A 12,642-nucleotide genomic window follows, 5' to 3' on the forward strand; every position below is an offset into this window, starting at 1 on the left:
CACCTATGCCCGCAGTCATCTTCCCCGGTCCCGAAGGTCGTCTCGAAGGTCGTTTCCAGCCCGCAACGCGCCCGCGCGCGCCGGTGGCGATGATCCTCCACCCGCACCCGCAGGCGGGCGGCACGATGAACGACCGCATCACCCAGCACATGTACAAGACCTTCGTGGCGCGCGGTTTCGCGACGCTGCGCTTCAACTTCCGCGGCGTCGGCCGCAGCCAGGGCAGCTTCGACAACGGCATCGGCGAACTGTCCGATGCGGCGGCGGCGCTCGACTGGGTGCAGTCGATCCATCCCGAGGCTTCGACCACCTGGATCGCGGGCTATTCGTTCGGCGCGCTGATCGGCATGCAGTTGCTGATGCGCCGTCCGGAGATTCGCGGCTTCATCTCGGTGGCGCCGCCGGCCAACATGTACGACTTCTCGTTCCTCGCGCCCTGCCCGGCTTCGGGCATCATCATCCAGGGCACCGGCGATACGGTCGTCACGCCGAACGCGGTGCAGAAGCTGGTCGACAAGCTGCGCACGCAGAAGCACATCACCATCCACCACGACGAAATTCCGCGCGCGAACCACTTCTTCGAGCACGAGACGCCCGAACTGATGCGCTCGGTCGACAACTACCTCGACATGCGCCTCGCGCCGGATTGCCCGATCAAGTAATCCGTCAGGCTAGGCAAATTACATCACAGGCGTCGGAGCATCACTCCGGCGCCTGTTCCTTTTTCGCCTCGCTCGACAGCGACCGGCCATCGCGGCCCGGCAGCGTCCAGATGGCGATGTTGACGATCATCACCCCTGCCAGCACCAGCATCAGCGCCGCCTGCTTGCGGTAGCCGCCGCGCCGCAGCAGCGCGATCGCTCCCAGCACGAGCGCGACGACGGTGAGCACGAGAAGCGAGAGAGCGATGTCCATCCCCCTGCCTAGCGCAAGATCGCGCGAAGGCGAACCGTCTCGTACTTCAGCTTCTCCATCCCCGCTCAGCCTGAGCTTGTCGAAGGCCCATAGGCTGGGCGCATGGCCCGATGCTTCGACAAGCTCAGCATGAGCGGTGTGCTCTGGAAGCAGGACACCCCACCCCATCCAGCGGTTTGACACCCGCGAACCGCCTCGCCATCGTCCGGGCATGAGCCACACCCCCCATTCAATTTCCCGCCGTAGCGCGATCCACCTGCTCGCGGCCGGAACCGCCGCCGTCGCCCTGCCGGCCCGCGTTTTCGCGACCTCTCCCGCCCGGCCCGGTGCCGCCGCGCTGCTTGACGAGATCGCCTGGAGCCTCCTCGACCACGTTCCCGAAAGCGCCACCGGGCTCGGAGTCGATACCGGCGCTCACAACGCCTTGCGTTCGCGCATGGAGGACCGCTCGCAGGCCGGGCGCGATGCCTATGCCGCCACCTTGCGCAAGGGCCTCGCCCAGATCGAGGCGTTCGATGCCAAGGGGCTCGACCACTCCACGCGCACCAGCATCGCCGTAGTGAAAAGCGCCTTCGCCACCGCGCTGGAGGGCTTCGCGCTGCCTTATGGCGACGTCGCGGTGGGCGGTTGGCGCAATACGCCTTACGTCGTCATCCAGAACGTTGGCGCCTACCTCGACGCCCCGCGCTTCCTTGATGCCGACCATCCCGTCAACACGCCTGCCGACGCCGATGCGTGGATCGCGCGCCTGTCGCAACTGGACGACCAGCTCGAAGGCGAGCGCGGCCGGATCATCGATGCCGCCGCCAAAGGTCTGGTGCCGCCCGACTTCCTGCTCGACCGCGCCATCGCGCAGATGACCAGCACGATCGCCGACGCGCGCAAGGACGGCGGCAGCCTCGCCGCCTCGATCGCCGGGCGTACGGGCAAGATGAGCGGCACTTGGGCCACCGACGCCCGCCGCATCATCGCCGCCGACGTCGTACCTGCGCTGGAGCGCCAGCTTGCCGAACTCCAGCGCCAGCGCGGGCTCGCGAAGAGAGATCCCGGCATGCGCGAAAGGCGGCAAGGCTCCGAATATTACGCCTGGGCACTGCGCGCCAGCACCACGACCCGCGTGCCACCCGAGGACGTCCACCAGCGCGGCCTGCAGGAACTCGCCGAGTTGCATGCCCGGATGGACCCGATCCTGAAGTCGCTCGGCTATACCGTCGGCACTGTCGGCGCCCGGATGACCGCGCTGGGCGAAGACAAGCGTTTCCTGTTCGCCGAGGGCGACCCCGGCCGCGCCGAGATCCTCGCGTTCATCCAGAAGCGCGTCGACTGGATACGCGCGCAGATGCCGCGCGCCTTCCGCGAACTCGTGCCCGGCAATGTCGAGGTCCGCCGCCTGCCGCTCTCCGAAGAGCTCGGCGCACCGACCGCCTATGGCGGCGCGGGCTCCAAGGACGGCACGGTGCCCGGCAAGATGTGGATCAACTTGCGCACCACCGACCTCCATCGCAAGTACGACCTGCCCACCCTCGTCCACCACGAGGCGATCCCCGGCCACGTCTGGCAGGGCGAATATGCCAACCGCCTGCCGCTGATCCGCTCGATCCTGGCGTTCAACGCCTATTCCGAAGGCTGGGCGCTCTACGGCGAGCAGTTGGCCGACGAACTCGGCGCCTATGACGACGATCCGGTCGGACGGCTGGGCTACCTGCAGTCGCTGGCGTTCCGCGCCTGTCGCATGGTGGTGGATACCGGCCTCCACGCCAAGGGCTGGACGCGCGAGGAGGCGGTGCGCTTCTTCATGGAGAAGAACGGCAACAAGCGCGAGGAAGTGGTGAACGAGGTGGACCGCTACTGCTCATGGCCGGGACAGGCCTGCGGCTACAAGATGGGCCACTCGCAGATCGTGGCACAGCGCAAGCGCGCGCAGGATGCGCTGGGCTCGGCCTATGATCTGCGCGACTACGACCAGACGATCGTGGACGGTGGCAACGTGCCGCTCGACGTGCTGGCGCAGAACGTCAGCGAATATATCGCTACGAAGAAGCGGTAGGCACGGTACCCTCCCGGACGGAATCCGGGAGGGTTCGTGAGTTCACGACTTGCCGAACAGGCCCTTCGCCATGCCGGCGAGGTCGTCCATGACGCTGCCGTCGCCGTCCTTGTCGAAGAAGCTGGCCGCCTTGCCGGGGTCGGAGGCGATGGCGCTGGCGAACTGGGTCAGCGAACCTTCGCCGCCGATCTGGCCGATCAGTTGCTGGATCGTGCCCAGGTCGAGGCCGCTGCGCTCCGCCGCCAGCTGCGCGGTGTCACCGTCCTGCTGGTGCGCGATGCCGAGTGCGGCAATCGCCTTTTCCGCCACGGCCGGATCGAGCCCCAGCTTCGTCGCGAGATTGGTCACGTCCGCGTGTTCGCTGACCTGACCGAGAATGCCGTCGAAAAGTCCCATGTGTCTCACTCCAATGATGGACCCGTTGAATATGGGACCATGGCGTGACGAACGGAAGGCATGAAATGTCCCCGTTCGCCGCCCATGTCCCGCGCGCCTGCCTGCCCTTTCGCGGGGATAAGATGCAAGGCACGCAATTGACGAATAGGGCAGCGGAGGATAGCGCTCCTAGTCACACTTGCGTATGGTTGGGGGCAGCCTGAGCCGGGGTGTATTCTGACGCTGTGGGCGCGAGAGCCCGACAAGGACTAACGCATGAGCCTGACGGCTGCCGCTGTCGCGGTGATGATAAGCTCGGTCGCCCCCGAGGCCGGTGTTCCGGCTACGCCCCCGGTAACGACCGAAGCGACGACCGTTTCCCGGCCCGCTGCAGACGCGGCCGCCGATGCACAGGCAGCGCCTGCGCAGCCGACGACTGACGCCGCCGTGCCCGCTCCGGCCGAGCAGGCGGAAGCACCTGCCGATACCGCGCAGACCGGCAATGAAATCATCGTGATGCCGCGCAAGCCGCCCCCGCCGGGCGACCCGCTGGAGCGCATCAACGAGAAGTCGTTCCAGACCGTGCAGGCGGTCGACAAGGCCGTGCTCGAACCGGTAGCGAAGGTCTACAACAAGGGCCTGCCGCGCCCGGTGCGCCAGGGCCTGCGCAACTTCTTCTCGAACCTGACCGAGCCGGTCGTCTTCGTCGCCTACCTGCTGGAACTGAAGCCCGGCAAGGCCGCCGAGACGGTGGGCCGCTTCGCGATCAACACCACGATCGGCGCGGCGGGCTTCGTCGACATGGCCAAGCGCAAGCCGTTCAACCTGCCGTACCGTCCCAATGGTCTGGCGAACGTGCTGGGCTATTACGGCGTTGGACCGGGGCCGTACTTCTACCTGCCGATCGTCGGCCCGACGACGCTGCGCGACATCATCGGCGACACCGTGGACAAGGCGCTGCTGCCCGCCGTGGTCGGCTCGCCGTTCAACAAGCCCGAGGTGGTGATCCCCTCGACGATCCTCAGCCAACTGGGCGAGCGCGCCGCCTTCGACGAGGAAATCCGCCGCATCCGCGAGGAAGAGAACCCTTACGCAGCCTATCGCGAACTCTACCTGCAACAGCGCAAGGCGGAGATCGAGGCCCTGCACGGCCGGGTTACGCCGGGCGTCGTGCCGGTCTACGGCCCCGGCATGAAGACGGCGGGCAAGGCGAAGCCTGCGGAAGAAGCCGCACCGGACGCCCCGACTGCCGAAGCGCCTACTCCGGAGGCAACAGTGCCGGAAGCCTCTCCCCCTACAACAAGCACGCCGGGGATTCCCGCACCCACTCCGTCCATCGTGCCGGAACCCGTGCAGCCGTAAGCGATAACTTCGTCATTGCGAGCGTAGCGAAGCAATCCAGGGCGGCGTTTAACTGCCCTGGATTGCTTCGCTACGCTCGCAATGACGAACGGTGGGTTGATCAGCTTATGGTAGTAGCGAGGCTGGGGTGCTTCGCCCTCAAGAAAAAAGGCCCCGGAACCGCAGTTCCGGGGCCTTTCTCATGCGTTACCGCCAGCCTCAGGCCGCGACGGGAGCCGCCTTGCGGACGCCCTCATCGACGTGCTCTTCGAACTGCTCGAAGTTGTCGATGAACTGCTTCACCAGCGTCTGCGCGGTCTTGTCGTACTCCGCGCCGTCCGCCCACGCACCGCGCGGATCGAGCAGCTTGGTGTCGACGCCCGGCACCGCCACCGGAACCTCGAAGCCGAAGTTCGGATCTTCCCGGAACTCGGCATCGTTCAGGCTGCCGTCGAGTGCGGCATTGAGCAGCGCGCGGGTCGCCTTGATCGGCATGCGCTTGATGCCTTCCATGGTCGCCTTGCCGCCCGACCAGCCGGTATTCACCAGCCAGCACTTCACGCCGCCCTTGGCGATGCGCTCCTTGAGGAGATTGCCGTAGACCGAGGGATGACGCGGCATGAACGGCGCGCCGAAGCACGTCGAGAACGTCGCTTCCGGCTCGGTCACGCCGATCTCGGTGCCCGCGACGCGCGCGGTGTAGCCCGAGAGGAAGTGATACATCGCCTGATCGGGCGTCAGCCGCGCGATCGGAGGCAGCACGCCGTAAGCGTCGGCCGTGAGGAAGATCAGGTTCTGCGGCACCGGCCCGAGGTTCTTCTCCGAGCAGTTCGGAATGAAGTCGATCGGGTAGGAACCGCGGCTGTTCTCCGCCAGCGAGTTGTCGTCGAGGTCGATCTTGCGGGTCACCGGGTCGATCACGACGTTCTCCAGCACCGTGCCGAAGCGGCGGGTGGTGGCGTAGATTTCCGGCTCGGCCTCTTCGGACAGGCGGATCATCTTGGCGTAGCAGCCACCCTCGAAGTTGAACACGGCGGTGTCCGACCAGCCATGCTCGTCATCGCCGATCAGCGTGCGCGAGGCGTCGGCCGAAAGCGTGGTCTTGCCGGTGCCCGAAAGCCCGAAGAACACCGCCGTATCGCCGTCCGGGCCGATGTTGGCCGAGCAGTGCATCGGCATCACGCCCTTCACCGGCAGCAGGTAGTTGAGGATGCCGAAGACCGACTTCTTCATCTCGCCCGCATAGGCGGTGCCGCCGATCAGGATCAGCTTCTCGGTGAAGTTCACCGCGATCACCGTTTCCGAACGCGAACCGTGGCGCGCGGGATCGGCGCGGAAGCTCGGCAGGTCGATGATGGTGTATTCCGGCGCGAAGCCCTCCAGCTCGGACGCGCTCGGACGCACCAGCAGGGTGCGGATGAACAGGTTGTGCCACGCGAACTCGTTGATCACGCGCACGTTGACGCGGTGTTCCGGCTGCGAACCGCCGAACAGGTCGGCGACGTAGAGCGTGTCCTTCTCACCCAGCGCCGCGAGGAAATCCTCCTTGAGCGCCGCGAAGTGCTCCGGCGTCATCGGCACATTGGTCTTGCCCCACCATACGGTGCTTTCCGTCTCGGCGTCCTTGACGATGAACTTGTCCTTCGCCGAGCGGCCGGTGTGCTTGCCCGTGGCGACGACGAAGGGACCATCGGCCGAAAGCACGCCCTCCCCGTTCTTCACCGCATGCTCGACCAGAGGGGCCGTACCGAGGTTCGCGAAGATCTGGGCCTTCGTCTCTATGCCCTGTTTCGAGAGCGGATGGTTAAGGGTGGTCAATGTCATCTCCTCCAAAAGATGGCGTCGCTACGGGTATTCCCGCTGACGCTAAGTCGATTCCTGCGCAAGAATCGTGCCGCCGACTAAGCGGAGCTCTCTTTTCCGTCAAATTGACTTCAATTGGAACCATCAAGGGTTATTGGACCTTACATTTAATGCCCGCAGCGCGAGAATTTGCCATGTGTATGGAGAGCCGCTAGTCAGGCTGGCCCACGCAGCAGAAAGCACCGTCGCCGCGCCAATGGCCGATCCTTTGAATGCTCCTGCCGACGATGCGCCGATGCTGCCGCCCGTGGCTCCCGCCGACACGCCGCGCCAGCAGACGATCGCGCTCGTCGATGACGACCGCAACATCCTCACCACCTTGTCGATCAGTCTTCATGCCGAAGGTTTCGCCACGCGCGTCTACGCGGACGGCGAAACGGCGCTGAAGGCTCTCCTCGATAACCCGCCCGACCTGGCGATCTTCGACGTGAAGATGCCGCGCATGGACGGCCTCGAATTGCTCAAGGTGCTACGCGCGCAGTCGTCGCTTCCGGTGATCTTCCTGACGTCCAAGGACGAGGAGCCGGACGAGGCCCTGGGCCTTGCGATGGGCGCCGACGACTACATCGCCAAGCCCTTCAGCCAGCGCCTGCTCGTCGCGCGCATCCGGGCCATCCTGCGCCGCAGCGAACTGGCCAAGGCGCCGCCCGAGGAAGCCTCCGGGGCAGACATGCCCGACCCCGTCTTGCGTGGCAGGCTTGCGCTCGATCCGGCGCGGCATCAGGTCACCTGGGACGGCAAGCCCGTCTCGCTCACCGTCACCGAATTCCTGATCCTCGAAGCCCTGGCGCTGCGCCCGGGCGTCGTAAAAAGCCGCAACCAGCTGATGGACGCCGCCTACAGCGACGACGTCTACGTGGACGACCGGACCATCGACAGCCACATCAAGCGCCTGCGCCGCAAGTTCCGCGCCGTCGATCCCGAGTTCGGCGCGATCGACACGCTCTACGGCGCCGGCTATTCCTTCGCCGATGGCTGAGCGATCCCGCTCCCGCCGGCGACGTCCGGCACGGCTGCTCCTGTCCTGGCGCGTATCGCTGACCGCGCGCATTCTCGCGGTCAACTTCATCGCCCTCGCCCTGATGGCCGGCAGCCTGTTCTATATCGACAGCTATCGCAACGAACTGCTCGCTGAGCGCTACCGGCTCGCCAAGTCCGAGGCGGAGATCACCGCTGATGCGCTTGCCGATGAAAGCCCGACCGGTCGTCTCGAACTGATTACCCGCATCGGCACGGAGCAGGATCTGCGCCTGCGCCTGTTCGACAGCCGTGGCGAACTCGTAGGCGACAGCTTCACGCTGGCGCCGCCCTCCTATCGCCTGATCGACCCGGCCTCCGAACCCTGGTTGCAGGACGCCGCGCGAATGCTCGACCGGGGGATGGACTTCATCCTCGGTGCCCCGGAAATCGCCGATTACCGCGACCCGACCGACACCAGCGCGCGCGGCTGGCCCGAAGTCCGCGCGGCTTTGGTCGGCCGGGAAACCTGGATCAACCACAAGGCCGCGCCCGACCGCACCCCCGTCATCATCGCCGCCACGCCCGTCGGCACCGACGGTTCCGCGCTGCTGGTGACCCGCAACGCCCGCGACATCACCGAGAACGTGCGCATGGCGCGCCAGACCCTCGCGATCATCGTCGGCGGCGCGCTGGGTGTATCGATCCTGCTCTCGCTGTTCCTCGCCCGCACCATCGTCGAGCCGCTGCGCAAGCTGGTGCGCGCCGCCGTGCGCGTGCGCCTCGGCCGCGACCGCAGCGTCATCGTCCCGCGCCTGCCCGATCGCCGCGACGAGATCGGTCTTCTCGCCCGCGCCATCTCCGACATGAGCGGCGCCCTGCGCCAGCGCATCGACGCGGTCGAGAGCTTCGCCGCCGATGTCGCCCACGAGCTCAAGAACCCCCTGACCTCCCTGCGCAGCGCGCTGGAAACGCTCGACCGCGTCGACCAGCCCGACTTGCGCCGCCAGCTCCTCGGCATCGCGCAGGACGACGTGCGCCGCATCGACTTTCTCGTCACCGAGATCGCGGACGCAAGCCGCATCGACGCCCAGCTCAGCCGCACCACGTTCGAGCCGCTGGACATGGGCCGCCTCGTCCAGAACCTCGTCGCCGAACGCGACCAGCGCGGCGTCAACGGCTCCAGCCCGGTCACCGTGACGATCGAGGATGCCGAACTGACCGTCCCCGGCGACCCGCCGCGCCTCGAACGCGTCCTGCAGAACCTCATCGATAATGCCGTGTCGTTCTCACCCCCGGACGGCCCGATCGAGATCACCCTGTCGCACATCGACAACCGCGTGAAGATCGCCGTCGCCGACCACGGACCCGGCATTCCCGAAGCATCGCGCGAACGCGTGTTCGAACGCTTCCACTCGCTGCGCCCCTCCCGCGAGGAATTCGGCACCCACAGCGGCCTCGGCCTCGCCATCGCGCGCACCATCGTGGAAGCCCACTTCGGCCGCCTGATCGCCACCGACCGCACCGACGGCCAGCCCGGCGCACGGCTGGTCATCTCCCTGCCGCGCTGGGAGAACGAGACGTGAGCGCCGAAGCCCGGCAATCGACCTGCGTTGCCATCGGCAACCGCGCCATCCTGATCGAAGGCGCTCCGGGCTCGGGAAAATCCAGCCTTGCGCTGGCCCTGATCGACCGGGGCGCAATGCTGGTCGGCGACGACTCCGTGATGCTCGAAGCTCGCGACGGATGGCTCTTCGCCAGCCCCCACCCCCACACACGCGGCCTGCTGGAAGTCCGCAACCTCGGGCTGGTCCCGCACGACTGCACCGAGAAAGTCGCGGTCGCGCTCGTCCTGCATCTCGACGGCTCCGCACCGCGCTACATCGAAAAGGCTGAGAGCATCGCGATCGGCGGCGTCGAGGCGCCCCTCATCCGCCTTGCACCACACGACGCAGTGCTCGCGATCAAGGCGGAACTTGCCCTGCAACGCTACGGGCTGCCCGTATAAAACCCCTCGCACGGCGGGGACGGCCTTTTGGCCCCTTCCCTTTCCCGGCGGCAAGGCGCAGATAGCGACAATGGGGACTAAAGTGGGAAATCCGCAGCGCTTGCTGCTGGTTACGGGCATGCTGGGTGCGGGCAAGACGACGGCCTTGCGCGTGCTGGAAGACCTTGGCTGGGAAATCGTCGACAATTTCCCGGTCCGCATGCTCGAAGCGCTCATCGACGGCGCCCCCGAAGGCGATCCCACGCCGCTCGCCATCGGTTTCGATTCGCGTACCCGGGGCTTCGATCCCGAGCGCGTGATCGCGCAGGTCAAAAGCCTCAGCGAACGCCGCGACCTCGAAATCACCACGATGTTCCTCGACTGCTCCAGCAAGGAACTCGAACGCCGCTACAACGAAACGCGCCGCCGCCATGCCCTCGCCGCCGATGCGCCGGTCTCCACCGGCATCCGCGCGGAACGCGAACTGCTGGCGCCGCTGCGCCGCTGGGCGGACCTGCTGATCGAGACCACCGAATTCACCTCGAACGACCTGCAGCGGTCGATTCGCGAGCGTTTCGCCGAGAGCACCGCCGACGAACTCACCGTCACCGTCTCCAGCTTCGGTTTCTCTCGCGGGATGCCGCCGGTCGCCGACCTCGTCTTCGACATGCGCTTTCTCGACAACCCGCACTGGGACATCGAACTGCGCCCTCAGACGGGGCAGGACGCGCCTGTAGGCGACTATATCCGCAAGGACCCGGCCTGGGACGAGGCCTTCGCCCGCATCCGCGATCTCATCCTCCTGCTGCTTCCCCGCTACCGGGCACAGGGCAAAGCCTATGTCCACATCGCCTTCGGCTGTACCGGAGGGAAACATCGTTCGGTATTCACCGCAGAACAGATCGCAGCGGTCTTGCGTCAATCGGGATTTTCGCCCACATTGCTGCACCGCAACCTGGGCTCACGGGCGGCGGATCTTCTCGAAGGGGGTCTGCGGCGTGGAAAATAGAGACATGAACCGGGTGCGATTGCAGGAATTTCGGAGCGCACTCCCGGCATGATCGGCATGATTCTGGTTACTCACGGCAATCTCGCCGAGGAGTTCGTACACGCGATGGAACACGTCGTCGGCGATCAGGCCGATGTCGAGACCGTCTGTATCGGCCCGAACGACGACATGGAACGCCGCCGCTCCGAAATCGCCGACGCCATTGAAAAGGTGGACAGCGGCGAAGGAGTGATCGTCCTCACCGACTTGTTCGGCGGGACGCCCTCCAACCTCGCGATCTCGCTGATGCAGGCGGGCAAGGTCGAAGTGATCGCCGGGATCAACCTGCCGATGCTGATCCGCCTCGCCAAGGCGCGCGGCTGCATGCCGGTGCGCGAAGCGGTCGCCGCCGCGCGCGATGCAGGCCGCAACTACATCACGATCGCCAGCGAATATCTGGGTCAGGACGCATGATCGACTGTCGCGATTCGGTGCTGATCGTCAACAAGCGCGGCCTCCATGCCCGCGCCAGCGCCAAGTTCGTCGGCCACGTCGCCGATCTGCCGGGCGGGGTTTCGGTGACGGTCAGCAAGGACGGAATGTCCGCTGAAGGCGGCTCGATCCTCGGCCTGATGATGCTCGGTGCGGCAAAGGGCGACACCATCGAAATCGCCTGCTCGGGCAACGGCGCCGATGCCGCGCTGGCGGTTCTGGCGGGCCTGGTACGCGACGGCTTCGGCGAAGAGTGAGCACCCCCTATTCGCCGAGCGGCATCGAACGCCGCACGATCACCGGCTTTTCCAATCCCCTCGTCAAGTTCCTGCGCTCGCTTCGCGACAAGAAGCACCGCAAGCGCGAGAAGCGCTTTCTGGCGGAAGGCCTGCGCCTGCTCACCGACGCGCGCGAATGCGGCGTGCTGCCGGAGATGCTGGTCATGGCCATCGGCCGCGATCCGCATCCGCTGCTCGATGCGCTCGAAACCGCCGTCGCGGCGGCGGGCGGAGAGATCGTCGAGATGGACGTGGAAATCCTCGCCAAAGTCACCGGCAAGGATAATCCGCAGGCCGTCGCGGGCGTCTTCGCCGAATTCGACACGCGCCTCGCGAACCTCGACCGAGCCAGTTCGCCGATCTGGCTGGTGGCGCAGGCGCTGCGCGATCCGGGCAATCTCGGCACCATGCTGCGAACCGGCGACGCCGTGGGTGCGGGCGGCCTCATCCTCATCGACGATTGCGCCGATCCGTTCTCGGTCGAGGCGGTACGCGCCAGCATGGGCGCGATCTTTACCCAGAAGATCGCCATCGCGCGCTGGGAGGAATTCCAGGACTGGCTGCGCGGCGGTGACGGCCAACTGGTTGCAGCCTCGCTGCGCGACCCGACCGACTATCGGCAGGCGCCTTATGCTGCGCCGTGCTTCCTCATGGTCGGCAACGAATCGCAGGGGCTTCCGGCCGATTACGAGCAAGCCTGCGATCTGCGCGTCACCATGCCGATGCTGGGCCGCGCCGACAGCCTGAATGCCGCCGTCGCGGGTGCGGTGCTTGCCTATGAGGCCCTCGCGCATCTGCGGAGATCCTGAGGCTCCACGTTCATCCCATCCTCACCTCTCGGGCGTAAGACTCGATGGGTGATGCGACGACTCGCCCTCCTTCTCTGTCCGCTCCTTCTGGCTGGATGCTCCGACGCGGGGCACCTCACCCAGCGCGGTCCTGCGGGAGAAAACTGGGTGGGCAGCCAATGGCACTTCGCCGCGATCGATGGCCGCGCCCCTGAGGACACTAGCGCTCAAGTCGCGTTCGAAGGCGAGCACCTTCTGGTGCAGGTCGGCTGCAACCAGCTCAAGGGACCCTGGCGGATGGAGGCGGAACGCCTGATCGCCGGGCCTTTCGACCAGACCGAAGCCGTCTGCCCAAGTGCCTCATGGGAACAGGGCAATGCCGTCAGCGCCCTGCTCGCCGCAACGCCGCGCGTGACGGTGGAGGGCAAGCGGATGATCCTGCAGTCGAGTGGCCACATCGCAGAACTGACGCGCGCGGCCGACTAAGCCGGGCGCCTCAAGAGCATTACACTTTACGTAGAATAGTCATTGCGAGCGCAGCGAAGCAATCCAAAGTAGTCTTGAGCCACCCTGGATTGCTTCGCTGCGCTCGCAATGACGAAGGGTAGATC

14 protein-coding genes are annotated in these 12,642 nt (G+C 66.2%); 11 read left to right on the forward strand and 3 right to left on the reverse strand.

Annotation, left to right across the window (positions count from 1 at the left end; all coding sequences use genetic code 11):
• Positions 1-5: 5 nt before the first annotated feature.
• Positions 6-662: an alpha/beta hydrolase gene (locus PKE80_RS16400; protein ID WP_008829460.1), complete on the forward strand. Its 657-nt coding sequence runs from the start codon at positions 6-8 to the stop codon at positions 660-662.
• 40 nt (positions 663-702) lie between these two features.
• Here PKE80_RS16400 and PKE80_RS16405 read toward each other — a convergent pair whose 3' ends face one another.
• Positions 703-915, reverse strand: a complete 213-nt coding sequence (locus PKE80_RS16405) for a hypothetical protein (RefSeq protein ID WP_271183417.1) — start codon at positions 913-915, stop codon at positions 703-705.
• Positions 916-1,126: 211 nt separating this feature from the next.
• Here PKE80_RS16405 and PKE80_RS16410 point away from each other — a divergent pair, with 211 nt between their 5' ends.
• Positions 1,127-2,962, forward strand: a complete 1,836-nt coding sequence (locus tag PKE80_RS16410; RefSeq protein ID WP_271183418.1) for a DUF885 domain-containing protein — start codon at positions 1,127-1,129, stop codon at positions 2,960-2,962.
• Between the two features lie 42 nt (positions 2,963-3,004).
• Here PKE80_RS16410 and PKE80_RS16415 read toward each other — a convergent pair whose 3' ends face one another.
• The gene (locus PKE80_RS16415) at positions 3,005-3,358 is read right to left on the reverse strand and encodes a hypothetical protein (protein ID WP_271183419.1); all 354 of its coding nucleotides are present in this window, start codon (positions 3,356-3,358) and stop codon (positions 3,005-3,007) included.
• Positions 3,359-3,613: 255 nt separating this feature from the next.
• On the opposite strand from PKE80_RS16415, the gene PKE80_RS16420 reads away from it, so the two are divergent.
• Positions 3,614-4,699 (forward strand): MlaA family lipoprotein, encoded by a 1,086-nt coding sequence (locus PKE80_RS16420; RefSeq protein ID WP_271183420.1) that lies wholly within the window; start codon positions 3,614-3,616, stop codon positions 4,697-4,699.
• Positions 4,700-4,897: 198 nt separating this feature from the next.
• Here PKE80_RS16420 and PKE80_RS16425 read toward each other — a convergent pair whose 3' ends face one another.
• The gene (locus tag PKE80_RS16425; protein ID WP_271183421.1) at positions 4,898-6,502 is read right to left on the reverse strand and encodes a phosphoenolpyruvate carboxykinase; all 1,605 of its coding nucleotides are present in this window, start codon (positions 6,500-6,502) and stop codon (positions 4,898-4,900) included.
• A 274-nt stretch (positions 6,503-6,776) separates the two neighbouring features.
• On the opposite strand from PKE80_RS16425, the gene PKE80_RS16430 reads away from it, so the two are divergent.
• The 8 genes from PKE80_RS16430 (at position 6,777) to PKE80_RS16465 (ending at position 12,517) form a co-directional block, all read left to right on the forward strand.
• Positions 6,777-7,520, forward strand: a complete 744-nt coding sequence (locus PKE80_RS16430; RefSeq protein ID WP_271183528.1) for a response regulator transcription factor — start codon at positions 6,777-6,779, stop codon at positions 7,518-7,520.
• Positions 7,513-9,084, forward strand: coding sequence for a sensor histidine kinase (locus PKE80_RS16435; protein WP_271183422.1), 1,572 nt, complete (start codon positions 7,513-7,515; stop codon positions 9,082-9,084). Before PKE80_RS16430 ends, PKE80_RS16435 begins: the two co-directional genes overlap by 8 nt.
• Positions 9,081-9,506 (forward strand): HPr kinase/phosphorylase, encoded by a 426-nt coding sequence (locus PKE80_RS16440; protein WP_271183423.1) that lies wholly within the window; start codon positions 9,081-9,083, stop codon positions 9,504-9,506. The genes PKE80_RS16435 and PKE80_RS16440 overlap by 4 nt, the downstream gene beginning before the upstream one ends.
• A gap of 70 nt (positions 9,507-9,576) precedes the next feature.
• Positions 9,577-10,494: an RNase adapter RapZ gene (gene rapZ, locus PKE80_RS16445; protein ID WP_271183424.1), complete on the forward strand. Its 918-nt coding sequence runs from the start codon at positions 9,577-9,579 to the stop codon at positions 10,492-10,494.
• Between the two features lie 48 nt (positions 10,495-10,542).
• Entirely contained in the window at positions 10,543-10,947 is a 405-nt protein-coding gene (locus tag PKE80_RS16450; protein WP_008829470.1) for a PTS sugar transporter subunit IIA, read from the forward strand.
• Positions 10,944-11,222 carry an HPr family phosphocarrier protein gene (locus PKE80_RS16455; protein WP_008829471.1) on the forward strand — a complete coding sequence of 93 codons (279 nt, stop codon included), beginning with the start codon at positions 10,944-10,946 and terminating at the stop codon, positions 11,220-11,222. Before PKE80_RS16450 ends, PKE80_RS16455 begins: the two co-directional genes overlap by 4 nt.
• The gene (locus PKE80_RS16460) at positions 11,219-12,052 is read left to right on the forward strand and encodes a TrmH family RNA methyltransferase (protein ID WP_271183425.1); all 834 of its coding nucleotides are present in this window, start codon (positions 11,219-11,221) and stop codon (positions 12,050-12,052) included. The genes PKE80_RS16455 and PKE80_RS16460 overlap by 4 nt, the downstream gene beginning before the upstream one ends.
• Before the next feature lie 147 nt (positions 12,053-12,199).
• On the forward strand, positions 12,200-12,517 hold the full coding sequence (locus PKE80_RS16465; RefSeq protein WP_271183426.1) for an META domain-containing protein: 318 nt from the start codon (positions 12,200-12,202) through the stop codon (positions 12,515-12,517).
• The last annotated feature ends 125 nt before the right edge of the window (positions 12,518-12,642 follow it).

Origin of the sequence: Novosphingobium resinovorum, from assembly GCF_027922145.1 — a bacterium.
GTDB lineage: Bacteria > Pseudomonadota > Alphaproteobacteria > Sphingomonadales > Sphingomonadaceae > Novosphingobium > Novosphingobium resinovorum.